Source organism: uncultured Caulobacter sp., assembly GCF_937900395.1.
GTDB lineage: Bacteria > Pseudomonadota > Alphaproteobacteria > Caulobacterales > Caulobacteraceae > Caulobacter.
In genome coordinates this window covers 12,753-35,718 of the sequence record NZ_CALCDX010000030.1, presented here as the reverse complement: position 1 = coordinate 35,718, position 22,966 = coordinate 12,753, and the positions used below count along the sequence as shown (strand labels likewise).

Sequence of the window (22,966 nt, the reverse complement as noted above, 5' to 3'; positions counted from 1 at the left end):
CACCGGTGGACAAAGCCAGCTCACCCGCTAGCCTACGCTCAACAAGACAAGTCGCGTTCGGGAGAGAAACCATGGCCAACATCAATCGCCGCGGCGCGCTGGGCTCGCTGCTGACCGGCGCCGGCCTGGCCGCGATCCCTGCGTCTGGGGAAGCGGCGCAGATGGGAGCCCTGCCCGCCAAGCCGACCTCAGGCCCGACCTGGGCCAAGGGGATCGAGGGCCAGCGCAAGGCCGACCTCGGCGACGGGACCTTCCTCAATCCGATCCTGGCCGGCGACCATCCCGACCCGTCGATCCTGAAGGACGGCGACGACTACTACATGACCCACAGCTCGTTCGACGCCTATCCGGGCCTGCTGATCTGGCACAGCCGCGACCTGGTGAACTGGACGCCGGTCACCACCACGCTGAAGACCAATGTCGGCTCGATCTGGGCGCCCGAGCTCTGCAAGCATAAGGGCCGCTACTACATCTACCTGCCGGCCAAGAAGCCGAACAACAACACCAGCTACGTGATCTGGGCCGACAGGATCGATGGCCCGTGGTCCGAGCCGATCGACCTGAAGCTGCCCCGCTATATCGACCCTGGCCACATCGTCGACGAGACGGGCCAGCGCTGGTTGTTCCTGTCCGGCGGCGACCGCATCAGGCTGGCGCCCGACGGCCTCTCGACCGTCGGCCAGCCCGAGCACGTCTACAATCCCTGGCGCTACCCCGACGACTGGGACGTCGAGGGCTTCTCGCCCGAGGGCCCGAAGGTCATGAAGCGGGGCGGCTACTACTACATGATCACCGCCGTCGGCGGCACCGCCGGCCCGCCGACCGGCCACATGGTCATCGTCGCCCGCGCCAAGTCCCTGGCCGGGCCCTGGGAGGACCATCCGCGCAACCCGGTCGTGCGCACGGTCGACAACAGCGAGAAATGGTGGTCGCGCGGCCACGCCACCCTGGTCGAGGGGCCCGGCGGCGACTGGTGGACCGTCTATCACGGCTACGAGAACGGCTTTTACACGCTTGGCCGTCAGACCCTGCTGGCGCCGGTGACCTGGACCGCCGACGGCTGGTTCGAGGTCGGCGGCGGCGATCTCAGCCAGCCCATTCCCAAGCCGAAAGGCGGCAAGCCCGGGCCGCACGGAATGGCGCTGTCGGACGACTTCACCACGGACAAGTACGGCGTGCAGTGGAACTTCTTCGATCCCGGCCCCAACGAGCAGCAGCGCCTCAGCCGCGCGAACGGCGTCCTGACCCTGAAGGGCGCGGGCGAGGCCCCATCCAGCGGCGCGCCGCTGATCTTCGTCAATGGCGACCAGGCCTATGAGATCGAGTGCGAGATCGAGGTCGATGCCGAGACCCGCGCCGGCCTGATCCTGTTCTACGACCGGCAGCTCTATTGCGGTCTGGGCTTCGACGAGAAGGCTTTCGTCACCCACCAGTACGGCATCGAGCGCGGCCGCCCGGCCAATCCGCACGGGTCAAAGATGCTCATGCGGCTGCGCAACACCCGCCACATCGTCGCCTTCCACACCAGCGGGCTCAATAGTGAAGAAGGGGGCGGCCAGACCTGGAAGCGCTTCGACCGGGGTATGGAAGTCAGCGGCTATCACCACAACGTCCGCGGCGGCTTCCTGATGCTGAAGCCAGGGATCTACGCGGCCGGCAAAGGTTCGGCGCGGTTTAGGGGGTTCAAGTACAGGGCGCTGGATTAATCGCTAAACCGGCACGCTCAAAATCCGTGTCATCCCGGCCGTAGCGAAGCGAAGAGCCGGGACCCAGGGGTTGCGGGAACGCCGTGGGCGCCGCCCCTGGGTCCCGGATAGCCTCTTCGAGGCTTCCGGGATGACACGGAAATTGTGGGGACTAGCCCCTACCCCCGATACGCCTCCAGCGCCGCGCTCAGCACGTGCAGCAGGCGCTCGCGGTCGGCGTCGTCGGGGGCGCTCTTGAGCGCCTCGCCCAAGGCCAGTTGGAAGGCGGCGCGCTGGTTGTGCCAGTCGAGCGAGCCTGCCGCGCGCGGCGGCAGGCGCGGCGGCGCCTGGTCGGTCAAGGTCGCGGGCCCCTCGCCCAGCAGGAAGGTCTCGTCCAGCGCGGGGACCAGCAGGCGATCCTCGGCGAACCCGGCCTCGGCCAGCCGGCGCTTAAGGCCTTGCGCCGCATCGGGCTCGCCGTGGGCGATGAACACCGAGCCCGCCACCGGCTTGCGCGCCTTGGCCCAGGCCACCAGACCGTGGGCGTCGGCGTGGCCGGAATAGGCGTCCAGCTGGCGGATGCGCGCCCGCACCCGCACCTCGTCGCCCCGGATCGAGACGCGCGGCGCACCCTCGGCCAGCAGGCGGCCCAGGGTGCCGGTGGCTTGGTAGCCGCACAGCAGGACGGTCGCCTCCTTTTGCCATAGCAGGCGCTTGAGATGCTTGCGCACGCGGCCGGCGTCGCACATGCCGCTGGCCGCCAGGATGACGTGCCAGCCGCTCAGGCGATCCAGCCCGTCGCTCTCGCCCGGCGAGCTCAGGAACCGCAGGTGGTTCGACGGCCTGAGCGCCTCGAACGGATTGGACTGGACGCCCGGCCGCCAGCCCCTCGCCTGGAACACCTTGGTGGCCTCGATGGCCAGGGGCGAGTCCAGGAAGATATCGGCCTTCGGAACCTCGCCGGCGTCCATCAGCTCCAGCAGATCGACCAGCAGCTCCTGGCTGCGCTCGACGGCGAAGGCGGGGATCAGCAGCGGGCCGCCCGCTTCATGGGCGGCCCGCACCTCCTCTGCCAGTTGCTGGCGGCGCGAGGCGCTGTCGAAGCCGGTGCGTTCCCGATCGCCATAGGTCGACTCGATGATTAGGTGGTCGACGCCCGCCGGCGCGTCGGGATCGTCGACGAACGGGCTGCCGCCCGGCCCCAGGTCACCGGAGAACAGCAAGGTCTTGGTCTGGCCGGGCGCGCCGACCTCCACCGCGATCGAGGCCGCGCCCAGCATGTGACCGGCGGGCCACCAGGTGGCGGTGATCCCCTCCGCGATCTGGAGAGGCTCACCGAGTTTCGCCTTGCGGAACTGGGCGGCGACGGCCTTGCCGTCCTGCGCCGTATAGATCGGCTCGACCGGCGGAATGCCGCGTCGCTGGTTGCGGCGGTTGAGGCTCTCGACCTCGTTCTCCTGGATGCCGCCGGCGTCGACCAGCATGACCGCGGCCAGGTCGCGCGTGGCGGCGGTGGCGTAGATCGGCCCCTCGAAGCCGGCCAGCATCAGCTTGGGCAACAGGCCCGAATGGTCGATGTGGGCGTGGGTCAGCAGGACGGCGTCGACCTTGCCGGCGTCGAACGGAAACGGCTCGTAGTTCAGCGCCTTCAGCGTCTTGGAGCCCTGGAACATGCCGCAGTCGATCAGCACCGTGGCGTGCTCGGTGACGAGCCGGGCGCAAAAGCCGGTGACGCAGCCCGCGGCGCCATGGAAGGTCAAGGTCGGGGTCATCACAGCGCCATCCACAAGAAAACTGAACGAGGATGAGCGTCCGGAAGCCGTCTTCGCCCTGATCCAGGTCAACCTCGCTGACGGATTGCGTCATAGTCTGCGCCGCTACGCAAACCTTGAGTGTTCCTCGTGACCGAAGTCCCCCTGCCGACCGACGCCCCCGACAACCGCGCCCAGCTGACCTCGCCGTCCTATAGGCTGGCGGCGCTGGACCAGGATTTCCTGCTGGGCGACTCGATGCGGGGCGTGCGGTTCCTGCTGGAGTTCGCCAAGGCCGACGAGGCCCTGCGCCGCTGGGGCGTACGCTCGACCGTGGTGGTGTTCGGCAGCGCCCGGACCCGCCAGGACGGCCCGCCCGAACAGGCCCGGTGGTACGAGGAGGCCCGGCGCTTCGGCCGCATCGTTTCCGAGCGCGGCGGCGCCAAGATCGAGAACGGCGACCATGTCCGCGACAACGTCATCGCCACCGGCGGCGGCCCCGGCGCGATGGAGGCCGCCAACCGCGGGGCCTACGAGGCCGGCGCGCCCACGATCGGCTTCAACATCACCCTGCCGCGCGAGCAGACGCCCAATCCCTATTGCACGCCGGAGCTGACCTTCCGCTTCCACTACTTCGCCATGCGCAAGATGCACCTGGCGATGCGCGCCAATGCGCTGGTGGTGTTCCCGGGCGGCTTTGGCACCTTCGACGAGCTGTTCGAGATCCTGACCCTGCGCCAGACCGACAAGGCGCCACCGATCCCCATCGTGCTGTTCGACGAGGCCTACTGGCGTTCGGTCATCAATTTCGAGGGCCTGGTCGAGCACGGCATGATCGCGGCCGAAGACCTCGACCTGCTGCACTTCGCCGATGACGCCGAAGAGGCTTGGGCCGAACTGGTCAAGTGCGGCCTGAAGCTCCCGGCGGGCAAGGGTTAGGCTCGCCGCAGCCGCCGGCCGAACTCGGCGAAGTCGCCGGTCCGCAACAGGTCGAACGCCGTGAGCAGGCGCGTCGTGATCGACGCCAGGCGGCTCTTGCGGACGACGTAGGGCTGGAAGCAGAACTCCTTGTAGGCGAACGGCGCGACCTTGCGGAAGGCGTGGGTGCGACGTCCCACGCGGCCCATGTGCGCCCAGCCGTCGTCGGTCTTGAGCATGTCGACCAGGATCGAGACCGACCACAGGTGCGTGTCGTCGATCAGGACGACGCCGCCCTCCTTGAGGTGCGTGGCTGCGTAGTACCAGTCGATGATCGGCATCGGGAAACCGTGACCGCCGTCGATCAGCACGAAGTCCAACGGCTCCTTCTTCAGGCGCGGCAGGGCGTTTTCCGAATAGTCGATCTCGAACGCGAGATCGGCGGTGGGGATCGCCGCCGCCCGGCAGAAGTCCCCGATCCGGCGAACTTCTCCGGCGTCGGGCGTGATGCAGGTGTGGCGCGCGCCCAGCAAGGCGAACATCGCGGTCGACAGGCCGGCGCCGGTCTCGAGGGTCGCCGCGTTTTCCGGGACGTGCTTGGCGAGGAACCGGATCGTCTCCTCCGAGACGCTCCAGTCGCTGGACCCGTCGAGGTGGAATGAGGGCGCGTGCCGGCGGAAGCGCTCCAGCAGGATGTCCGCGGCTTGGTCGCGCGGCGGGAAGACCGGCGTGACGACTTCGGGCTTGAAGACCGGGGCCAACGAGAGAGCCGACATGCGAGGTCTCCAAGGGATCGGCGGAAGAGCGTTACCGAAACCTTAACCGTAATGCCGGGCGCGTCGAGTCCTCTCACCTGACGGGGGTAAATTAACTCTACAATCTTGTCGTCTAGCGCGCGAACAGCCGATGCCGCAGGCGCTGCGCGGGCGCGACGGCGCGCAGCGAGAGCTCGGCCAGCAGGAAGCTGACCAGCGTGCCGCCGACGACGAGCGCAAGCTTCTGAACCGGCGGAAGATCCACGGGGAAGCCCGCCCAGGCGACGCAGGCCACGACGATCTCCATGTGCCAGAGATAGGCGCCGTAGGAGAGGACGCCGAGGCGACGCGGCAAGGGGTGGTCGAGCAGCCTCTCGCGAACCCAGGCCCCCAACGGCGTCGCATAGAGCCCGACGAAGGCGGCGGCGAGCGCGATCCCCTGCAGGCTGAAGCGCCAGGTCTCGCGGAAGGCGGGATCGCGCCAGACCAGCGAAAGCAGCAGCCCCGCCCCGCCCGCCGCGCCGATCGCCAGCGCCAGCCATGGCTTGGCCGCGAGGTGATCGCCCCACCGCCGGAACATCAGGCTCGCCAGGCAGCCATAGACGATCGAGTCGATCCGGGCGTCCGACGCCAACGACGTGTACGGCAGGTTTGCGCCGGCCTGGAGCAGGCCGAAGGGGGCGCCGAACTGGGAGACATGGAACCGCCAGGCGAGGGTTGCGACGCAAATCGACGCCAGCAAGGCGGCGAACAGTCGAGGACGCCTCCATGTCGCCCACATCAGCAGCGGGAAGGTGAGGTAGAAGTGCTCCTCCACCGCCAGCGACCAGAGCTGCGGCCAGCGCACCGCGCCGCCCGTCGCTTCCTCGTGGAGCAGGAGATAGTTGGTGAAGTAGCCGAGCGCCGCGGCGACGTCGATCGGCCGCACCGCCTGGTAGAGAAGGCCCGCCGATCCGCCCAGGACCACAAGCAGCAGCAGTTCCGGATAGAGCCTCAACGCCCGGCGCATGTAGAACTTGCCAACCGAGATGTCGCCATGGGCCTGAGCTTCCCGCGTCAGCAGGGTGGTGATCAGAAAGCCGCTGATGAAGAAGAAGATGGTGACCCCGAGCATGCCCGGGACCACGTTCTCGAGGCCGAAGTGGCCGACCATCACCAACAGCACGGCGATGGCGCGCAAGCCGTCAAGGCCGGAGATGTAGGCGCCGCGCGCGAATAGCGTCGGCGGGCCGGCTTGCGGCGTATCGTTGATCGGCTCGTTCATGCGCCCCCCAGCGCCTCTCCAGCGAACGGCTAATCGCCGATCGGCGAAGGCCTGGCAATCGCCCGGCGCGTCAGGCCTCAGCTCAGCAGGTGGCGCACAGTCGAGCGCAGCACCTTGCCGAGGGCTTCGCGATCGAGGTCGGGGTGGTTGACGCCGCGCATCAGCAGGCCGTTGAAGATCAGGCCGATCGCCTCGCAACGGGCCTGGAACTCGGCGTCGCTCCATTCGGGCTTGCGGCTGCGCGCCATCAGCGACTTGGCCATCTGCCGCTCCTGGTCGTCCGCCGAACGGACGATGGCGGCGACCTTGGGATTGCGCGCGGCCTCGGCGATGACTTCCAGCGCCAGGGCGGCCCGGCCGGGTTCGAAGCACTTGTCGATGCTCTCGGGCAGGTGCTCGTCGATGGCGTCCGCCAGCGTGCCCGGCTGGCTCTCGAGTTCGGCGAACTTGTCGCGCATCTCCGCCAGGTCCTGCTCGACGATGGCGGCGATGATCGCCTCCTTGTTCTCGAAGTAGCGATAGATCTGGCCGACGCTGAGGCCCGCGGCCTTGGCGATGTCGGCCATGCTGGCGCCGTGGAATCCGGACTGGCGCACGCGCTCGCACGCGGCGTCCAGGATTTGCTGGCGGCGCGATTCCGGCGACGGACGCCCGGAGTAACCGTCATCAACCATTGAAATTCCCAAGCGACATTACATTTCCGTTAGGGCAGCCTCAGCGTCGGGTTTGGAGGTTGACTTGCGCTAGTCGCGCTCCTATGTCCAGCCCGCGTGAGAATGAACGTTCATTCTCAAATTGTTCATCATGCCGGTCTCGTCAAGAGCAATAGCTCGCCAGACCATCGCATCCGGGGTCAAATATGCACTTTCAACGCACCGCCGCCGCAACGGCAGTGGGACTCGCCGCCATCGCCCTCACCCTCGCCGCCTGCGGCCAGAAGGGCGGCGCCGCCGGCATGGGCATGGGCGGACCGACCGAGGTCGGCTACATCGTGGCCCAGCCCCAAACCGTGGGCCTGACCACGGAACTCTCCGGCCGGACCTCGGCCTTCCTGGTGTCGGACGTCCGCCCGCAGGTTGGCGGCGTGATCAAGGCGCGCCTGTTCGAGGAGGGCGCGATCGTCCACGCGGGTCAGTCGCTCTATCAGATCGATCCGGCCACCTATCAGGCCACCTACAACAGCGCCGCGGCCTCGCTGGCCCAGGCCCAGGCCCAGGCCCTGTCGGCCAAGCTCAAGGCCGACCGCTACAAGACCCTGGTCGAGAGCGGCGCGGTCTCCAAGCAGGACAATGACGACGCCCAGGCCGCCGCCGCCCAGACCGCCGCCGCGGTCGCGGTCCAGAAGGCCGCGCTCGACACCGCCCGGATCAACCTGAACTACACCAAGGTCGCCGCGCCGATCACCGGCCGCATCGGCAAGAGCGCGGTCACCCCGGGGGCCCTGGTCACCGCCAACCAGGCCACGGCCCTGGCGACGGTCCAGGACCTGTCGAAGATCTATGTCGACCTGACCCAGACCTCGGCCGAGCTCCTGAAGCTGAAGCAGCAGTTCGCCAGCGGCAAGCTGGGCAAGACGAACTCGGCGACCGTGACGCTGAAGCTCGAGGACGGCTCGACCTATCCGACGCCGGGCACGCTGGAATTCTCGGACGTGACGGTCGATCCGGGCACCGGCTCGGTGACGCTGCGCGCGGTGTTCCCGAACCCGAACGGCGTGCTGCTGCCGGGCATGTACGTCCGCGCCAGCCTGACGCAAGGCGTGGCCCCGAGCGGCATCCTGGTCCCGCAGACCGCGATCAGCCGCGATCCGAAGGGCGGCGCGACGGTGATGCTGGTCGGCGCCAAGGGCCCGGAGGCCCGCCCGGTCACCCTGGGCCAGACGGTCGGCGACAAGTGGCTCATCACCAGCGGCTTGCAGCCGGGCGACAAGGTCATCGTCGAAGGCCTGATGAAGGTGCGCCCCGGCGCGCCGATCAAGGCCGTGCCCGCGGGCTCTTCGCCCGCCGCGGCTCAAGCTCAGCGCTAAGGCCAGTTTCAGATGCTTTCACGCTTCTTCATCGACAGGCCCATCTTCGCGTGGGTCATCGCCATCGTGATCATGCTGGCCGGCGCGCTGGCGATCACGTCCCTGCCCATCGCGCAGTATCCCAGCATCGCCCTGCCCCAGGTGTCGATCTCGGCCAACTATCCGGGCGCCTCGGCCAAGACGGTCGAGGATAGCGTCACCCAGGTCATCGAACAGAAGATGAAGGGCCTGGACGGCCTGGACTACATGTCGTCGACCAGCGACAGCGCCGGTTCGGCCACGGTGACCCTGACCTTCAAGGCCGGCACCGACATCGACATCGCCCAGGTCCAGGTCCAGAACAAGCTGCAGACCGCCACCGCCCTGCTGCCGCAGGAAGTGCAGCAGCAAGGCCTGACGGTCGCCAAGTCGGCGCGTAACTTCATGATGGTCGTGGGTCTCTATTCCGAGAACTCCAAGACCACCGGCACCGATCTGGCCGACTATCTGGCCTCGAACATCCAGGACCCGCTCAGCCGCGTCGACGGCGTCGGCGACATCCAGCTGTTCGGCTCGCAATACGCCATGCGCATCTGGCTGGACCCGCAGAAGCTGGCCAGCTTCAGCCTGACCCCGGCCGACGTGTCGGCCGCGATCAAGGCCCAGAACGCCCAGGTCTCGGCGGGTCAGCTGGGCGGCGCGCCCAACCTGCCAGGCACGGGCCTGAACGCCACGATCACGGCCCAGTCGCGCCTGCAGACGCCCGAGCAGTTCCGTCAGATCATCCTGAAGAACACCACCGGCGGCGCCACCGTGCGCCTGGGCGACGTCGCCCGCGTCGAACTCGGCGCGGAAAGCTACGCCTCGGTCGCCAAGTTCAACGGCCACCCGGCCGCCGGCATCGCCATCAAGCTGGCCCCCGGCGCCAACGCCCTCGACACGGCCGCGGCCGTGAAGACCAAGATGGCCCAGCTCGAGAAGAACTTCCCGGCCGGCTACAAGTACGTCGTGCCCTATGACTCGACGCCGTTCGTGAAGCTGTCGATCGAGGAGGTGGTCAAGACGCTGATCGAAGCCATCGTGCTGGTGTTCATCGTCATGTTCCTGTTCCTGCAGAACTGGCGCGCGACCCTGATCCCGACCATCGCCGTGCCGGTCGTCCTGCTGGGCACCTTCGGCGTGCTGGCCGCCTTCGGCTACTCGATCAACACCCTGACCATGTTCGGCTTGGTGCTGGCCATCGGCCTGCTGGTCGACGACGCCATCGTCGTCGTCGAGAACGTCGAGCGCGTGATGAGCGAGGAAGGCCTTTCGCCCAAGGAAGCCACCCGCAAGTCGATGAACGAGATCACCGGTGCCCTGATCGGCATCGCCCTGGTGCTGGCCGCGGTGTTCGTGCCGATGGCCTTCTTCGGCGGCTCGCAAGGCGTGATCTACCGTCAGTTCTCGATCACCATCGTCTCGGCCATGGCCCTGTCGGTGGTCGTCGCCCTGATCCTAACCCCCGCCCTCTGCGCCACGATGCTGAAGCCGGTCGAGGCCGGCCACAAGGAGCACCAGACGGGCTTCTTCGGCTGGTTCAACCGCAGCTTCAACGACATGAGCGGCCGTTACCAAGGCGGCGTGCGCAAGATCCTGGGCAAGAGCGGTCGCTGGATGGCCGTCTATGCGGCGATCATCGTGGCCATGGGCCTGCTGTTCGTCCGCCTGCCCAGCGCCTTCCTGCCGGAAGAAGACCAGGGCACCATGTTCACCCTGGTCCAGCTGCCCGCCGGCGCGCCCGAGGAGAAGACGCTCGCCGTCCTCGACAAGGTGCGCGACCACTTCCTGATCGGCGAGAAGGACGCCGTGCAGTCGGTGTTCACCGTCTCCGGCTTCAGCTTCGCTGGCGCCGGCCAAAACGCCGGTCTCGCCTTCGTCCGCATGAAGGACTTCGACGTTCGCAAGTCGGCCAAGCTCAAGGCGGCCGCCGTCGCCGGCCGAGCCATGGGCGCCTTCAGTCAGTTCCGTGACGCCATGGTGTTCGCGATCGTCCCGCCGGCCGTGTCGGAACTGGGCAACTCGTCCGGCTTCGACTTCCAGCTGCAGGACACCGGCGGCGTCGGTCACGAGACTCTGATGCAGGCTCGTAACATGATGCTGGGCATGGCCTCCCAGGATCCGAACCTGGTGGGCGTGCGCCCGAACGGCCAGGACGACACCCCGCAGCTGAAGATCGAGGTCGACCAGGCCAAGGCCGGCGCGCTGGGCCTGACCACCGCCGACATCAACAGCGCCCTCAGCGCCGCCTGGGGCGGATCGTACGTCAACGACTTCATCGACCGCGGCCGGGTCAAGAAGGTCTACATCCAGGCCGACGCGCCGTTCCGCATGACGCCGGAGGACCTGAACCGCTGGTACGTCCGCAACGGCAGCGGCCAGATGGTCCCGTTCCCCGCGTTCGCCACCTCGTCCTGGACCTACGGCTCGCCGCGTCTGGAGCGTTATAATGGCCTGTCGTCGGTCAACATCCAGGGCTCGCCGGCCCCGGGCAAGAGCTCGGGCGACGCGATCGCCGCGATGGAGAAGCTGGCGGCCAAGCTGCCGCCGGGCGTCGGCTACGAGTGGACGGGCCTGTCGGCCCAGGAGCTGGAGTCCGGCAACCAGGCCCCCGCCCTGTACGGCATCTCGATCCTGGTCGTGTTCCTGCTGCTGGCCGCCCTCTATGAGAGCTGGTCGATCCCGCTGGCGGTCATCATGGTCATTCCGCTGGGCGTCATCGGCGCGCTGCTGGCGACCTTCGTCCGCGGCCTCAGCAACGACATCTACTTCCAGGTCGGCCTGCTGACGACCATGGGGCTGGCGTCTAAGAACGCCATCCTGATCGTCGAGTTCGCCAAGGACCTCTACGAGAAGGGCATGGGCCTGGTCGAGGCGACGCTGGAGGCGGTCCGCATCCGTCTGCGCCCGATCATCATGACCTCGCTGGCCTTCGTCTTCGGCGTTCTGCCCTTGGCGATTTCCAATGGGGCCGGCTCCGGCGCCCAGCACGCGATCGGCACCGGCGTCATCGGCGGCATGATCTCGGCCACCCTGCTGGCGATCTTCTTCGTCCCGCTGTTCTTCGTGGTGGTCGAGAAGATCTTCAAACCCAAGCATCCCGGCCACGACCAAGCCGTCGCCCAAGGCGACGCGCCGTCGACGGAGGCCCACTGATCATGTTCCGTAATCTCACCCTGATCCTGCTGGCCTCCACGGCGGTCAGCGCCTGCACCCTGGCGCCCAAGTACGAGCGCCCGACCCTGCCGGTGGCCCAGACCTGGTCCACGCCGACCGCCGAGCCCGCGGGCTCGGTGACGGCCGCCGACCTCGACTGGCGCCAGGTGCTGGTCGATCCCCGCCTGCAAGGCGTGGTCGACCTGGCGCTGAAGCAGAACCGCGACCTGCGCGTGGCGGTGCTGAACATCGAGCGCGCCCGCGCCCAGTACGGCGTCCAGCGTTCGACCCTGTTCCCGTCGATCAACGGCGTGCTCAGCGAGCAGCGCGGCCGCACGCCGGCCGCGGTCTCACAGACGGGCCGGGCGATCGAGACCGAGACCTATAGCGCCACCATCGGCTTCACCGCCTATGAACTGGACCTGTTCGGCCGCGTCCGCAGCCTGAACCAGCAGGCGCTGCAGAGCTTCTTCGCCACCGAGGAGACCGCGCGCGCCACCCGGATCAGCCTGATCGCCGAGACGGCCAACGCCTGGCTGACGCTCGCGGCCGATCAGGACCGCCTGGCGCTGGCCGAGAGCACCCTGGCCACGCGCGAGGAGTCCCTGGCCCTGACCCGTCGCCAGGTCGACGGCGGGGTCGGCTCCCTGCTCGATCTGCGCACCGCCGAGACCCTGGCCGAGACCGCCCGTTCGGACGTGGCGTCCTACACCGCCCAGGTGGCCCAGGATCGCAACGCCCTGGTGCTGCTGACCGGCGGCGAGGTCCCGGCCGAGCTGCTGCCTTCGGGCGACCTGTCCTCGGCCAAGATCCTGGCCGACCTGCCGGCCGGCCTGCCGTCCGACGTCCTGGCGCGCCGTCCGGACGTGCTGTCGGCCGAGCACAGCCTGCAAGGCGCCAACGCCAATATCGGCGCGGCGCGGGCGGCCTTCTTCCCGCGCATCAGCCTGACCGGCTCGACCGGCGCGACCAGCGGCGACCTCAACGACCTGTTCAAGAACGGGACCGGCAGCTGGAGCTTCACGCCCCAGATCAGCCTGCCGATCTTCGCCGGCGGCGCCAATGTCGCCAACCTGAACAGCGCCAAGGCCGGTCGCGACATCGCGGTGGCGACCTACGAAAAGACCGTTCAGACGGCCTTCCGCGAGGTCTCCGACGCCCTGTCGATCCGCCAGACGGTCTCCGATCGCCTGGCCGCCCAGGAGCGCCTCGTCTCCGCCGCGACCGATCGCGAGCGCCTGTCGCAGCAGCGCCGGGACGCGGGCGTCGACAGCGCCCTGACTCTGCTGGACGCCCAGCGCACCCTGTACTCGGCCCAGCTGGGTCTGATCTCGGCGCGCCTGGATCGGGCCACCAACCTGGTGACCCTGTACAAAACGCTCGGCGGCGGCGCGCCCGTTCGCTGAGCCAAGGCCTTCCCCGGCAGCCTCCGGGGAAGTTCGTCGACCATCATCCCCCCCCCCGATGGTGACGAACGGAAGGGGCGCGCTCCTCCCCCCATTCCCGGGAGCCGCCCCTTCCTCCTCTTCAATCTGAAGACCGACGCCTGACCCGATCCGGGGATGGGGTCGGGCGTTTATTACCGTTTGGTAACCCTCTTCGATAAACGTTTGCACATTAACGGTGTTTCCGCGCGCGTGCAGAAGCCAAGGCCGGAAGAGGTGACCATGTCCACGAGTTCGAAGAACGATCAAACGCCGAACCCCATCGCCCAGGCGGCCGGTATCGTGCTCGCCAGCCTGCTGGCCCTGACCGCCATCGTCTCCGCCGTGGTCGCACCGACCGACCTTTCAGGCCGCCCCGTTTCGAGCCCGACGGTCGTCGCCTCCCGCTAAAGCGGCAGCTGAACCGTGCTCTTGACCTCCTCGAGCACGGCGTAGGTGCGGGTCTCCCGCACGCCCGGCATCTTGACCAGGATGTCGCCCAGGAAGCCGCGATAGGCCTCCATGTCCTTCACGCGCGCTTTGATCAGATAGTCGAAGCCGCCGGCCACCATGTGGCATTCCAAAACCTCGGGCGCACGGCGCACGGCCGCGGCGAAGTCCTCGAAGGTCTCGCCCGTGGTCCGTTCCAGCACCACTTCCACGAAGATCAGCAGCGCACGGTCGACCTTGGCCGGATCCAGCAGCGCCGCGTAGCCGGTGATGTAGCCGCGCTCCCTCAGCCGCCGGACACGGTCGAACGTGGCCGCCGGCGAGAGATTGCAGCGCTTGGCCAACTCGGCGTTGGTGATGCGTCCGTCGGCCTGCAAAACCCTGAGTAGTCGGCGATCGGTGTCGTCTAGAGCGGAACTGGCCATGGCGCCTTTTTGCCGAAGAAGCTTCGAAAATTAGCGCTCACAAACGGAGCACCTTCGACAAGCTTAGCGTTACACCCCCGATCGTTCCAGCCCACCCGCGCCAACCCCTCCTCCTCAGGGCGTCGGTGGGGCGGCTTTGCCGTCGGAACGTCGCGACGCTCGCCCCTCTCCCCCTAACCGGGCGTCGCGCTAGAGAGGAAGGGGCGCTCCATGTCTCCCCGACCAGCGCCCCTTCCTCCCTCCCCATTTCCAGAGCATCCTCGTCGCCGAGCGCCCGCGCGCCGGAGCGGACGATGATTTTCGGCTCCTTGGCCGAATGGCGTACGGCGCGGCCGCGCAACAAACGAAGCACCTTTGGCGGAAGTCGCGATAGACCGACGATATTCTAACCTCAGGGAACGCCATGCCCGCGATGAATTGGGATAGCCTCGACGACGGCAAGTATCGCGACGAAGCCGCCGTGATCGCCGACCTGCTGGCCTCCGCGCCGCTCTCCAGCGAGGACCGCGCCGCCGTCCGCGCCGAGGCCGAGGCGCTGGTGCGCGGCGCCCGCCGCAGCGTCCGCAAGCAGGGCGTGGTCGAAAGCTTCCTGCAGGAGTTCTCGCTGGGCACCCGCGAAGGTCTCGCCTTGATGTGCCTGGCCGAGGCCCTGCTGCGCACGCCCGACGACGACACCCGCGACAAGCTGATCGCCGAGAAGATCGGCTCGGCGGACTGGGCCTCGCACCTGGGCGGCTCCGACAGCCTGTTCGTCAACGCCTCGACCTGGGGCCTGATGCTGACCGGCAAGATCGTCGAGCCCGACGCCGAGGCCCAGAAGGACCTGCCCGGCTTCATCAAGAAGCTGGCCGGGCGCCTGGGCGAGCCGGTGATCCGCGCCGCCGTCGGCCAGGCCATCCGCATCATGGGCGAGCAGTTCGTCCTCGGCCGCACGATCGAGGCCGCCATCAAGCGCGCGGCGAACGAAGACACCATGTGCTCGTTCGATATGCTGGGCGAAGGCGCCCGCACCGCCGCCGACGCCGAGCGCTATGAAAAGGCCTATGCCGACGCGATCACCACCGTCGGCAAGCTGTCGAACGGCGCCGGTCCCGAGAAGGGCCACGGCGTCTCGGTCAAGCTGTCGGCCCTGTGCCCGCGCTACGAAGCCACCCAAGAAGACCGCGTGTGGGCGGAGCTCTATCCGCGCACCCTGCGCCTGGCCCTGATCGCCGCCCGCTACAATATCAACTTCACGATCGACGCCGAAGAGGCCGATCGCCTGGCCCTGTCGCTGAAGCTGCTGGACAAGCTGTGCCGCGAGCCCGAGCTCGCCGGCTGGACCGGCCTCGGCCTGGCCGTCCAGGCCTACCAGAAGCGCTGCGGCGAGGTCATCGCCCGCCTCCGCGCCCTGTCGGAAGCGACCGGTCGCCGTCTGATGGTCCGCCTGGTCAAGGGCGCCTATTGGGACAGCGAGATCAAGCGCGCCCAGGTCGCCGGCCGTCCGGACTATCCGGTCTATACGACCAAGCCGGCCACCGACCTGTCGTACCTGGTCAACGCCAAGGCCCTGATCGACGCCGCGCCGGGCCTCTACGCCCAATTCGCCACCCACAACGCCCACACCCTGGCGGCCGTGGTCCGCATGGCCAAGAACGCCGGCGTGCGCATCGAGCACCAGCGCCTGCATGGCATGGGCGAGGCGCTCTACAAGGCTGCTGACGACCTCTATGATGGCATCACCCTGCGGGCCTACGCTCCGGTTGGCGGTCACGAGGACCTACTGCCCTACCTCGTTCGCCGCCTGCTTGAGAACGGCGCCAACACCTCGTTCGTCCACGCCCTGCTCGACGAGCGGGTGCCGGTCGAGAAGGTCGTCACCGACCCGATCGACGTGGTCGAGGCCCACCCCGACCGTCACGCCAAGATCCCGACGCCGATCCACGTCTACGGCCCACGCCGCCAGAACAGCGCCGGCCTCGACCTGTCGGTGAAGGCCGATCGCGAGCGCCTCTCCGCCGCCATCGTCGCCATCGACGCCGAGACCCTGTCGGCCGGTCCGCTGGTCGGCGGCAAGCTGGCCGTCGGCACGCCGCCGCTGCCGGTGATCGCCCCGGCCGACGAGGGCCGCGTGGTCGGCGCCGTCTCCGAGGCCCAGCTGCCGCAGATCGACGAGGCGTTCCGCCTGGCCCGCGCCGCGCAACCGGCCTGGGACCGCGCCGGCGGCGCGGCCCGCGCCCAGGTGCTCCGCGCCATGGCCGACGCGCTGGAGGCCAATATCGAGCGCCTGATCGCCATCCTGGCGCGCGAGGCCGGCAAGACGCTGAGCGACGGCATCGCCGAGGTCCGCGAGGCCGTCGACTTCTGCCGCTACTACGCGGTGCTGGCCGAGGACCAGTTCGGCGACGCCGACGTGCTGAAGGGCCCGGTCGGCGAGACCAACAGCCTGCGTCTGGCTGGCCGCGGCGTCTTCGTCTGCATCAGCCCATGGAACTTCCCGCTGGCCATCTTCACCGGCCAGATCGCCGCCGCCCTCGCGGCCGGCAACGCGGTGCTGGCCAAGCCCGCCGAGCAGACCCCGCTGATCGCCTATGAGGCCGTGAAGCTCTATCACGCCGCCGGCCTGGACCCGCGCCTGCTGGCCCTGCTGCCGGGTCGTGGCGAGACGGTGGGCGCGGCCCTGGTCGCGCACGAGGGCCTGGACGGCGTCGCCTTCACCGGCGGCACCGACACCGCCTGGCGGATCAACCAGACTCTCGCCCAAAGGCAGGGCCCGATCGTCCCGTTCATCGCCGAGACCGGCGGCCTCAACGGCATGTTCGTCGACACGACGGCTCAGCGCGAACAGGTGATCGACGACGTGATCGTCAGCGCGTTCGGCTCGGCCGGCCAGCGCTGCTCGGCCCTACGCCTGCTGTTCCTGCCGCACGACACCGCCGACCACATCATCGAGGGCCTGAAGGGCGCGATGGACGCGCTGGTTCTGGGCGATCCGGCCCTGGCCGTCACCGAAGTCGGCCCGGTCATCGACGCCGAGGCCAAGACCGCCCTCGACAAGCACCTGGAGCGCCTGAAGCGCGAGGCCAAGGTGCTGCACGCCCTCGCCGCCCCGGCTGGCGGGACGTTCTTCGCGCCGGTCCTGGCCGAGATCCCCGCCGCCGACTTCCTGGAGCGCGAGGTGTTCGGCCCGGTGCTGCACGTCGTCCGCTACAAGCCCGAGGACCTCGAGCAGGTCGCCGGCGCCCTCGCGGCCCGCCGCTACGGCCTGACCCTGGGGATCCACTCGCGGATCGAGAGCTTCGCGGCCGACGTCCAGCGCCTGGTCCCGGCCGGCAACGCCTACGTCAACCGCTCGATGACCGGCGCGGTCGTCGGCGTGCAGCCGTTCGGCGGCGAGGGCCTGTCGGGCACCGGCCCCAAGGCCGGCGGTCCGCACGCCCTGCTGCGCTTCGCGGTCGAGCGGGCGCTCAGCGTCAACATCACCGCCCAGGGCGGCGATCCGGCGCTGCTGAACCTGTAAGACCAAGGCGCGCTTCACAACCGCGACGGGCGCGGCCTAAGCTTCCTCGACTTCAGGGGGGAGCTTCGACATGCGCCTGTCGCGCCGTGACCTCATTCTGGCCGCCGCCCTGCCCGCGCTGGGGGCGGCCGCCAAGCCCGCGCCAAGCGCCAAGGGCTTCGTCACGGTCCGCGACGGCCGCCTCGCGCTCGACGGCAAGCCCTATCGCTTCGCGGGCGCGAACCTCTGGTACGGCGCCTGGCTGGGCGCGTCGGCGGCGTTCGGCGATGTTGAGCGGCTGAGGCGCGAGCTGGATCGGCTCAAGAGCCTGGGCGTCGCCAACCTGCGGGTACTGGGCGCGGGCGAGCGCTCGCCGGCCAAGGCCGCGGTGTCGCCGACCTTCCAGGAGGAGCCGGGCGTCTATCGCCAGGAGCTGCTGAAGGGCCTCGACGTCCTGCTGGCCGAGATGGCCAAGCGCGACATGAAGGCGGTGATCTACGTCAACAACTTCTGGGACTGGTCGGGCGGCATGCCGGCCTATCTGAACTGGGTCGGGAACGGGCCCTGGTTCCAGCAAGGCGACCCAGCTCGTCCGTGGCCGGAATACCCCGACTACGCGGCGCGCTTCTATGGCGACGCCAAGGCCAACGCCCTGTTCCTGCGTTATCTGCGCGGCCTGGTCGGGCGGATGAACACCGTCACCGGCAAGGCCTATCGCGATGATCCCACCATCATGGCCTGGCAGCTGGCCAACGAGCCCCGCCCGGGCGGAAGCGCCGCCTTCGGCGAGCGCAACATGGCGGCCTTCCAGCAGTGGGTCCGCGACACCTCCACGATCATCAAGACGCTGGACCCGCGCCACCTGGTCTGCACCGGCAGCGAGGGCCTGAAGGGCTGTCTCGAGAGCGAGGCCTGCGTGGTCGATGCGCACCGACCAACGACGATCGACTATGTCACCGCCCACGTCTGGCCCAATAACTGGGGCTGGATCGATCCCAAGAACCAGCCGGCGACCTACGAGGCCGGCGAGGCGCGCTGCCGCGACTATGTCGCCCGCCACATCGCCATCGCCCGCCAGCTGGGCAAGCCGCTGGTCATCGAGGAGTTCGGCCTGATCCGCGAGGCCCGCGCCTTCGCGCCCGGCTCGGCGACGGCCGACAAGGACCGCTTTTATCGGACGATCTACGGCCTGGCGCTGGAGGACATGAAGGCCGGCGGCCCGACGGCGGGGACCAACTTCTGGGCCTGGAACGGCGAGGGCCGCGCCCAGCATCCCGACGCCTGGTTCGCGGCTGGCGACAAGAGCTTTGTCGGCGACCCGCCCCAGGAGGAGCAGGGCCTGTATGGGGTGTTCGACACCGACGCCTCCACCCTGGCGGTGATCGCCGAGCACGCCGCGGCGGTCAGCGCCCTCTAGACCCGGCCAGCGCCACGGCCCTCGCCACCGCCTCCGGCAGGCGCGGCGCCAGGCGGCGGGTCTTCAGCGCTGGCCCGTCCGTCCCCCGGAAACCGACCAGCACATCCGGCTCGACGCCGCCGATTTCGTTGGAGCCATCGGCGCGCAGGCGAAGGCAGTCCGGTAGCGACAAGCGACCGCCGCTGTTCTTGAGCACCACCGGGCCCAGACCCGTGGCGTGGCCGCACCCCGCGCCCAGGGTCGGGGCCCCCAGGATCACACCGGCCTTGTTATCCTGAATAATGGCGGCGAACTCTTCCGAGGCGCTGGCGGACTTGCCGTCGACCAGCACGATCAACGGTCCGGACCAGACGCCTTCGCGCCACGACCACTTGGCGGGCTGAAAGACCGAATGGCCCCAGGCCTTGTCGGCCAGGGCGACCGGATCGCCCGACGCGCGGACGCCGCTGCCGTAGCCGGCGTCGATCAGCAGCGGACAGGCCGCGTCGGCGCCCGGATCGCACACCCGACGGGCCTCCGTGGCGCGGGCGCGCAGGTCGGCGGCCTCGCGCAGCAGGGCGGCCTTCGTCGCGCCCTTCTCCCCGCCGATATTGGCCTCGATGTCCTGGGCCAGGCTCTCCAGGCTCTCGGCGGCCAGAGGCGAGCGCGCAAAGCGGACCGGAGCGCTCTTCAGGCGCAGCGGGCTCAGCTGACGCACGGCGACCTCGGCCCATTCGCGGCCGCCGCCGTTGCCGGCCAGATCGACCACCAGCACCTGGGCGCCGACGGCCTTCATCGCCTCCAGCCGGGCGGCGAAGCGGTCGCTCATCAGCTGATACATGTGCTGGTCGAGACGACGCGAGCAGTCATCGTCACAAGGCTTGTCGAGAGGGTGCTTCAGCTCGGCGGCGGCGGCCTCGCAGACCGTGCGGTCGGCCATGAAGAGCACGATCTGCACGACGCCGACCTTACGGCCGTCGACGGTGACAATTCCCCCCGGAAACTCGCGGGCGCCCTCACCCGTATCCAGCGGCGTCCAGCCGGGCAGGCCCGAGGCGACCGGCGGTCGCTGGCGCTGAGGCCGGATGTCCGCGCAGGGCGGCGCGGCGACCGATGGCCCCGTGGCCGCAGGCGCCGCCACGACGGGGCTCCAGTCGACCTGAACGTGACCATCGGCGAGACTGGCGAGCGCGCGGTCGAGCAGGGCCTTGGCCTCAGCGTCCGACCTGGCCTTCTCCAGCCCGCCCTCGACCGCCTTGAAGGCCGCGTCCAGGTCAACGCCCCGATCAACCGTCAACCAGTCGATATTCGGATAGCGCGACCCCAGGGCGGCGCGGATCTGGCGCGCGTCCTCGATCCAGGGCTTGGAGTCGTAGGCGACGGCGGGCGAGGCCGCGCCGCAGAGGGCGAGGACCAAGACGGCGTTGCGCAGACGCTGAAACATAACGACGTTATCCCCCTCAAGCTCCCTCGGCTCCTAGCCGGCCAAACCGCCGTGAGCACGTTAAATGGCCGTAAGACGCGTACAGTCGATGGATTGCTACCGGTGTCATGTGCTACCGCTGGCCGGAAGCTCGTTAGAAGCCGCCGGAGGAGACTCGATGGACGCCACCCGCCGCACCCTGATCACCGGCGCCGCCGCCGTGGCCGCCTACGCCGCCCTGCCGGCGATTGGCTTCACGGCCGAGAAGCGCTCGCCCGTGGTCAGGACCACCAACGGCAGGGTGCGCGGCTATGTCGACGGCGAGGTCAGCGTCTTCAAGGGCCTGCGCTACGGCGCCGACACCGGGGGGACGCGGCGGTTCATGCCGCCGACCAAACCCGAGCCCTGGACCGACGTGAAGGACGCCCTCGCCTACGGCGCAGCCTCGATGCAGACCGGCCAGGGCGAGGAGGGCGAGACGCTCTCGGAAGACTGCCTGTTCCTCAATGTCTGGACGCCGGCCAAGCCGGGGAAGAACGGTCTTGCCGACGGCGCCAAGCGGCCGGTGATGGTCTACATTCACGGCGGCGCCTATAACGGCGGCTCGGGCGCAAGCCCGTGGTACGAAGGGACCAAGCTGGCCAGGCGCGGCGACGTCGTGGTGGTCACCGTCAACCACCGTCTGAACGCCTTCGGCTATCTCTATCTGGCCCGCCTGTTCAACGATCCCAGCGTCGCCGACAGCGGCAACGCCGGCCAGCTGGACCTGGTGTTGGCGCTCCAGTGGGTGCGGGACAACATCGCCGCTTTCGGCGGCGATCCCGATCGGGTGATGCTGTTCGGCCAGTCCGGCGGCGGCGCCAAGATCGCGACCCTGATGGGGATGCCCGCGGCCAAGGGCCTCTTCCACCGCGCCGCCACCATGAGCGGCCAGCAGGTGACGGTCGGCGGTCCGTTCAACGCCACCCGGCGCGCCAAGGCGTTCCTGGACACGCTGGGGATCAAGGATCTCGCCGCCCTGCGCGCCCTACCCGCCCAGGACATGCTGGCCGGCCTGAAGGCCGTCGATCCGATCGCCGCCTCGGGCGGGGTCTATATGGGTCCGGTGCTGGACGAGCGGAGCCTCAACCGCCATCCGTTCTTCCCCGACGCCACGCCGCTGAGCCTGTCGGTCCCGATGATGTGCGGCAACACCCACGACGAGACCAAGGGTTTCATCGGCTGGGACGCCAAGGCCTTCCCGCAGACCTGGGACGAAGTGATCGCCAGGCTGCCGGGCCAGTTCAACGCCCGCATCGACATCGATCCCGAGACGGTGGTGGCGTTCTACCGCCAGACCTATCCGACCTATTCGCCGGCCGACGTCTATTTCGCCGCCTCGACCGCCGGGCGCTCGTGGAAGGCCGCGATCATCCAGGCCGAGGAGCGGGCCCGGGCCGGCGCGCCGGCCTATGTGTACCAAGTCAATTGGAAGTCGCCGATCCAGGGCGGGATCTTTGGCGCGCCGCACACGATCGACATCGGCCTGGTGTTCGGCACGCTGGACGCCAAGGGCTCGATCGTCGGAACGGGACCGGAGTCGGTCGCCATGTCGAACACGATGAGCGACGCCTTCATCGCGTTTGCTCGCACCGGCGATCCGAATGGCGGAAGCCTGCCCAAGTGGGAGCCCTATACGCTGGAGCGCCGCCAGACGATGGTGTTCGACAACGCCTCCCACATGGAGGATGACCCGCGCGGCGCCGAGCGCCGGTTCTTCAACCGCGTGCCGTTCACCCAGTTCGGGACCTGAGAGCGCGTTAGGCGAAAGTGTGCGCGGTTTCGCCGCCGAACGCGCGCCAAGCCAAAGCCTCAGGCAAAGAAAAAGGGCGAGCCCGAAGGCTCGCCCCAGATGAGCGCCGGCGCGAACGCCGGCTCTCGGGTATCCGTCTTAGCGGAACAGGCTCAGGATCGACGAGCTCGAGGAGTTCGCGATCGACAGCGCCTGAATACCCAGCTGCTGCTTGGTTTGCAGCGACTGCAGCTTGGCGCTTTCCTTGGCCAGGTCGGCGTCCACCAGGTTGCCCACACCGGCGTCCAGGCTGTCTTGCAGCTTGCCGATGAAGGTCAGGTGGGTGTCGAGACCGATCGAGGCGGTGCCGAGCGCGGCCAGCTTGTTGGTGGCGGTGCCGATGGCCTTGTCGATGGTGGCGATCATCGTCTTCGCCGCGGAGGCGGAGGCGAAGGTCGGCGTGGCGCTCAGGCCCAGACCGCCAACGGTCAGGGTTTGGGCGGTGACCGTCAGGCCCGAACCATCCGAGTTGGCGAGGAAGACCATCGACGCGACAGAGCCGGTGGCCAGGCTGGCGCCGTTGAACTTGGAGTTCGTAGCGGCCTTGGTGATCTGCTTGTAGAGCGAGTCAAAGTCCGACTTCAGCGCGTTGAAAGACGCGGTGTTCAGCGAGGTGTCGGAAGCGGCCAGGGCCTTTTCCTTCATCTTGCCGAGCAGGTCGGTGATGGTGTCGCCGGCGGCGAGCGCGACGTCGATGGTGGACTGACCGCGCTGCAGCGAGTCCTTCACCGAATTCAGCGATTGGGCGTTGGCCGACTGCGTCTTGGACATGGCCCAGACGGCGCCGTTGTCCTTGGCGCTGCCCACCTTCTTACCGGTGTTGATGCGCTGTTGGACGGTGCCAAGCTCGGCGTTGGTGGCGTTCAGATTTTGCAGGGCGATCATGGCCCCGGAGTTCGTGTTGATGCTGTTCAGCGCCATAACGAAACAACTCCTATTCGAGGTGTTCCGGTGTCCTTTTGACGA

At 68.6% G+C, this 22,966-nt stretch carries 16 protein-coding genes; 9 read left to right on the top strand and 7 right to left on the bottom strand.

The genetic code is table 11. The features are described from left to right. The first annotated feature begins 71 nt into the window (after positions 1 to 71). Positions 72 to 1,706, top strand: coding sequence for a family 43 glycosylhydrolase (locus Q0379_RS02500; protein ID WP_299003922.1), 1,635 nt, complete (start codon positions 72 to 74; stop codon positions 1,704 to 1,706). Between the two features lie 158 nt (positions 1,707 to 1,864). On the opposite strand, the gene Q0379_RS02495 is transcribed toward Q0379_RS02500, so the two are convergent. Next, the gene (locus Q0379_RS02495) at positions 1,865 to 3,457 is read right to left on the bottom strand and encodes an MBL fold metallo-hydrolase (RefSeq protein WP_299003920.1); all 1,593 of its coding nucleotides are present in this window, start codon (positions 3,455 to 3,457) and stop codon (positions 1,865 to 1,867) included. Between the two features lie 144 nt (positions 3,458 to 3,601). On the opposite strand from Q0379_RS02495, the gene Q0379_RS02490 reads away from it, so the two are divergent. Beyond that, a complete protein-coding gene (locus Q0379_RS02490) occupies positions 3,602 to 4,375 on the top strand; it encodes a TIGR00730 family Rossman fold protein (RefSeq protein WP_299003938.1) in 774 nt (257 codons plus the stop codon). Here the strand turns inward: Q0379_RS02490 and Q0379_RS02485 are convergent. From Q0379_RS02485 to Q0379_RS02475, 3 genes are all read right to left on the bottom strand, one after another. Next, complete coding sequence (locus tag Q0379_RS02485) at positions 4,372 to 5,130, bottom strand: class I SAM-dependent methyltransferase (protein ID WP_299003918.1); 759 nt, start codon at positions 5,128 to 5,130, stop codon at positions 4,372 to 4,374. The two genes, Q0379_RS02490 and Q0379_RS02485, sit on opposite strands and share 4 nt — an antisense overlap. Before the next feature lie 112 nt (positions 5,131 to 5,242). Next, positions 5,243 to 6,373 (bottom strand): acyltransferase, encoded by a 1,131-nt coding sequence (locus Q0379_RS02480; RefSeq protein WP_299003916.1) that lies wholly within the window; start codon positions 6,371 to 6,373, stop codon positions 5,243 to 5,245. A 77-nt stretch (positions 6,374 to 6,450) separates the two neighbouring features. Further along, the gene (locus tag Q0379_RS02475; RefSeq protein WP_299003914.1) at positions 6,451 to 7,047 is read right to left on the bottom strand and encodes a TetR/AcrR family transcriptional regulator; all 597 of its coding nucleotides are present in this window, start codon (positions 7,045 to 7,047) and stop codon (positions 6,451 to 6,453) included. A 185-nt stretch (positions 7,048 to 7,232) separates the two neighbouring features. Between Q0379_RS02475 and Q0379_RS02470 the strand changes: the two genes are divergently transcribed. The 4 genes from Q0379_RS02470 to Q0379_RS02455 all read left to right on the top strand — a co-directional run bounded on the left by Q0379_RS02470 (position 7,233) and on the right by Q0379_RS02455 (position 13,408). Further along, positions 7,233 to 8,399, top strand: coding sequence for an efflux RND transporter periplasmic adaptor subunit (locus Q0379_RS02470; protein ID WP_299003912.1), 1,167 nt, complete (start codon positions 7,233 to 7,235; stop codon positions 8,397 to 8,399). Between the two features lie 12 nt (positions 8,400 to 8,411). Further along, positions 8,412 to 11,573, top strand: coding sequence for an efflux RND transporter permease subunit (locus Q0379_RS02465; protein WP_299003910.1), 3,162 nt, complete (start codon positions 8,412 to 8,414; stop codon positions 11,571 to 11,573). 2 nt (positions 11,574 to 11,575) lie between these two features. Further along, the gene (locus Q0379_RS02460) at positions 11,576 to 12,979 is read left to right on the top strand and encodes an efflux transporter outer membrane subunit (RefSeq protein ID WP_299003908.1); all 1,404 of its coding nucleotides are present in this window, start codon (positions 11,576 to 11,578) and stop codon (positions 12,977 to 12,979) included. Between the two features lie 261 nt (positions 12,980 to 13,240). After that, positions 13,241 to 13,408, top strand: a complete 168-nt coding sequence (locus Q0379_RS02455; protein WP_299003906.1) for a hypothetical protein — start codon at positions 13,241 to 13,243, stop codon at positions 13,406 to 13,408. Here Q0379_RS02455 and Q0379_RS02450 read toward each other — a convergent pair. Then, a complete protein-coding gene (locus Q0379_RS02450) occupies positions 13,405 to 13,872 on the bottom strand; it encodes an Lrp/AsnC ligand binding domain-containing protein (RefSeq protein ID WP_299003904.1) in 468 nt (155 codons plus the stop codon). The genes Q0379_RS02455 and Q0379_RS02450 overlap by 4 nt on opposite strands. A 412-nt stretch (positions 13,873 to 14,284) precedes the next feature. Between Q0379_RS02450 and putA the strand changes: the two genes are divergently transcribed. Together putA and Q0379_RS02440 are read left to right on the top strand one after the other, a co-directional pair. Beyond that, positions 14,285 to 17,371, top strand: a complete 3,087-nt coding sequence (gene putA, locus Q0379_RS02445; protein WP_299003936.1) for a bifunctional proline dehydrogenase/L-glutamate gamma-semialdehyde dehydrogenase PutA — start codon at positions 14,285 to 14,287, stop codon at positions 17,369 to 17,371. A 70-nt stretch (positions 17,372 to 17,441) separates the two neighbouring features. Further along, positions 17,442 to 18,767 (top strand): cellulase family glycosylhydrolase, encoded by a 1,326-nt coding sequence (locus Q0379_RS02440; protein ID WP_299003902.1) that lies wholly within the window; start codon positions 17,442 to 17,444, stop codon positions 18,765 to 18,767. Here Q0379_RS02440 and Q0379_RS02435 read toward each other — a convergent pair. Beyond that, the gene (locus Q0379_RS02435; RefSeq protein WP_299003900.1) at positions 18,754 to 20,190 is read right to left on the bottom strand and encodes a S41 family peptidase; all 1,437 of its coding nucleotides are present in this window, start codon (positions 20,188 to 20,190) and stop codon (positions 18,754 to 18,756) included. The two genes, Q0379_RS02440 and Q0379_RS02435, sit on opposite strands and share 14 nt — an antisense overlap. Before the next feature lie 157 nt (positions 20,191 to 20,347). On the opposite strand from Q0379_RS02435, the gene Q0379_RS02430 reads away from it, so the two are divergent. After that, positions 20,348 to 21,961, top strand: coding sequence for a carboxylesterase/lipase family protein (locus Q0379_RS02430; protein WP_299003898.1), 1,614 nt, complete (start codon positions 20,348 to 20,350; stop codon positions 21,959 to 21,961). A gap of 138 nt (positions 21,962 to 22,099) precedes the next feature. On the opposite strand, the gene Q0379_RS02425 is transcribed toward Q0379_RS02430, so the two are convergent. Beyond that, complete coding sequence (locus Q0379_RS02425; RefSeq protein WP_066682074.1) at positions 22,100 to 22,921, bottom strand: flagellin; 822 nt, start codon at positions 22,919 to 22,921, stop codon at positions 22,100 to 22,102. Positions 22,922 to 22,966: the final 45 nt, after the last annotated feature.

Bases quoted from the DNA above. Each gene is read 5' to 3' on its own strand.
- Q0379_RS02500 (WP_299003922.1), top strand. From the start codon at position 72: ATGGCCAACATCAATCGCCGCGGCGCGCTGGGCTCGCTGCTGACCGGC.
- Q0379_RS02495 (WP_299003920.1), bottom strand. From the start codon at position 3,457: ATGACCCCGACCTTGACCTTCCATGGCGCCGCGGGCTGCGTCACCGGC.
- Q0379_RS02485 (WP_299003918.1), bottom strand. From the start codon at position 5,130: ATGTCGGCTCTCTCGTTGGCCCCGGTCTTCAAGCCCGAAGTCGTCACG.
- Q0379_RS02480 (WP_299003916.1), bottom strand. From the start codon at position 6,373: ATGAACGAGCCGATCAACGATACGCCGCAAGCCGGCCCGCCGACGCTA.
- Q0379_RS02475 (WP_299003914.1), bottom strand. From the start codon at position 7,047: ATGGTTGATGACGGTTACTCCGGGCGTCCGTCGCCGGAATCGCGCCGC.
- Q0379_RS02470 (WP_299003912.1), top strand. From the start codon at position 7,233: ATGCACTTTCAACGCACCGCCGCCGCAACGGCAGTGGGACTCGCCGCC.
- Q0379_RS02465 (WP_299003910.1), top strand. From the start codon at position 8,412: ATGCTTTCACGCTTCTTCATCGACAGGCCCATCTTCGCGTGGGTCATC.
- Q0379_RS02460 (WP_299003908.1), top strand. From the start codon at position 11,576: ATGTTCCGTAATCTCACCCTGATCCTGCTGGCCTCCACGGCGGTCAGC.
- Q0379_RS02455 (WP_299003906.1), top strand. From the start codon at position 13,241: ATGTCCACGAGTTCGAAGAACGATCAAACGCCGAACCCCATCGCCCAG.
- Q0379_RS02450 (WP_299003904.1), bottom strand. From the start codon at position 13,872: ATGGCCAGTTCCGCTCTAGACGACACCGATCGCCGACTACTCAGGGTT.
- putA (WP_299003936.1), top strand. From the start codon at position 14,285: ATGAATTGGGATAGCCTCGACGACGGCAAGTATCGCGACGAAGCCGCC.
- Q0379_RS02440 (WP_299003902.1), top strand. From the start codon at position 17,442: ATGCGCCTGTCGCGCCGTGACCTCATTCTGGCCGCCGCCCTGCCCGCG.
- Q0379_RS02435 (WP_299003900.1), bottom strand. From the start codon at position 20,190: ATGTTTCAGCGTCTGCGCAACGCCGTCTTGGTCCTCGCCCTCTGCGGC.
- Q0379_RS02430 (WP_299003898.1), top strand. From the start codon at position 20,348: ATGGACGCCACCCGCCGCACCCTGATCACCGGCGCCGCCGCCGTGGCC.
- Q0379_RS02425 (WP_066682074.1), bottom strand. From the start codon at position 22,921: ATGGCGCTGAACAGCATCAACACGAACTCCGGGGCCATGATCGCCCTG.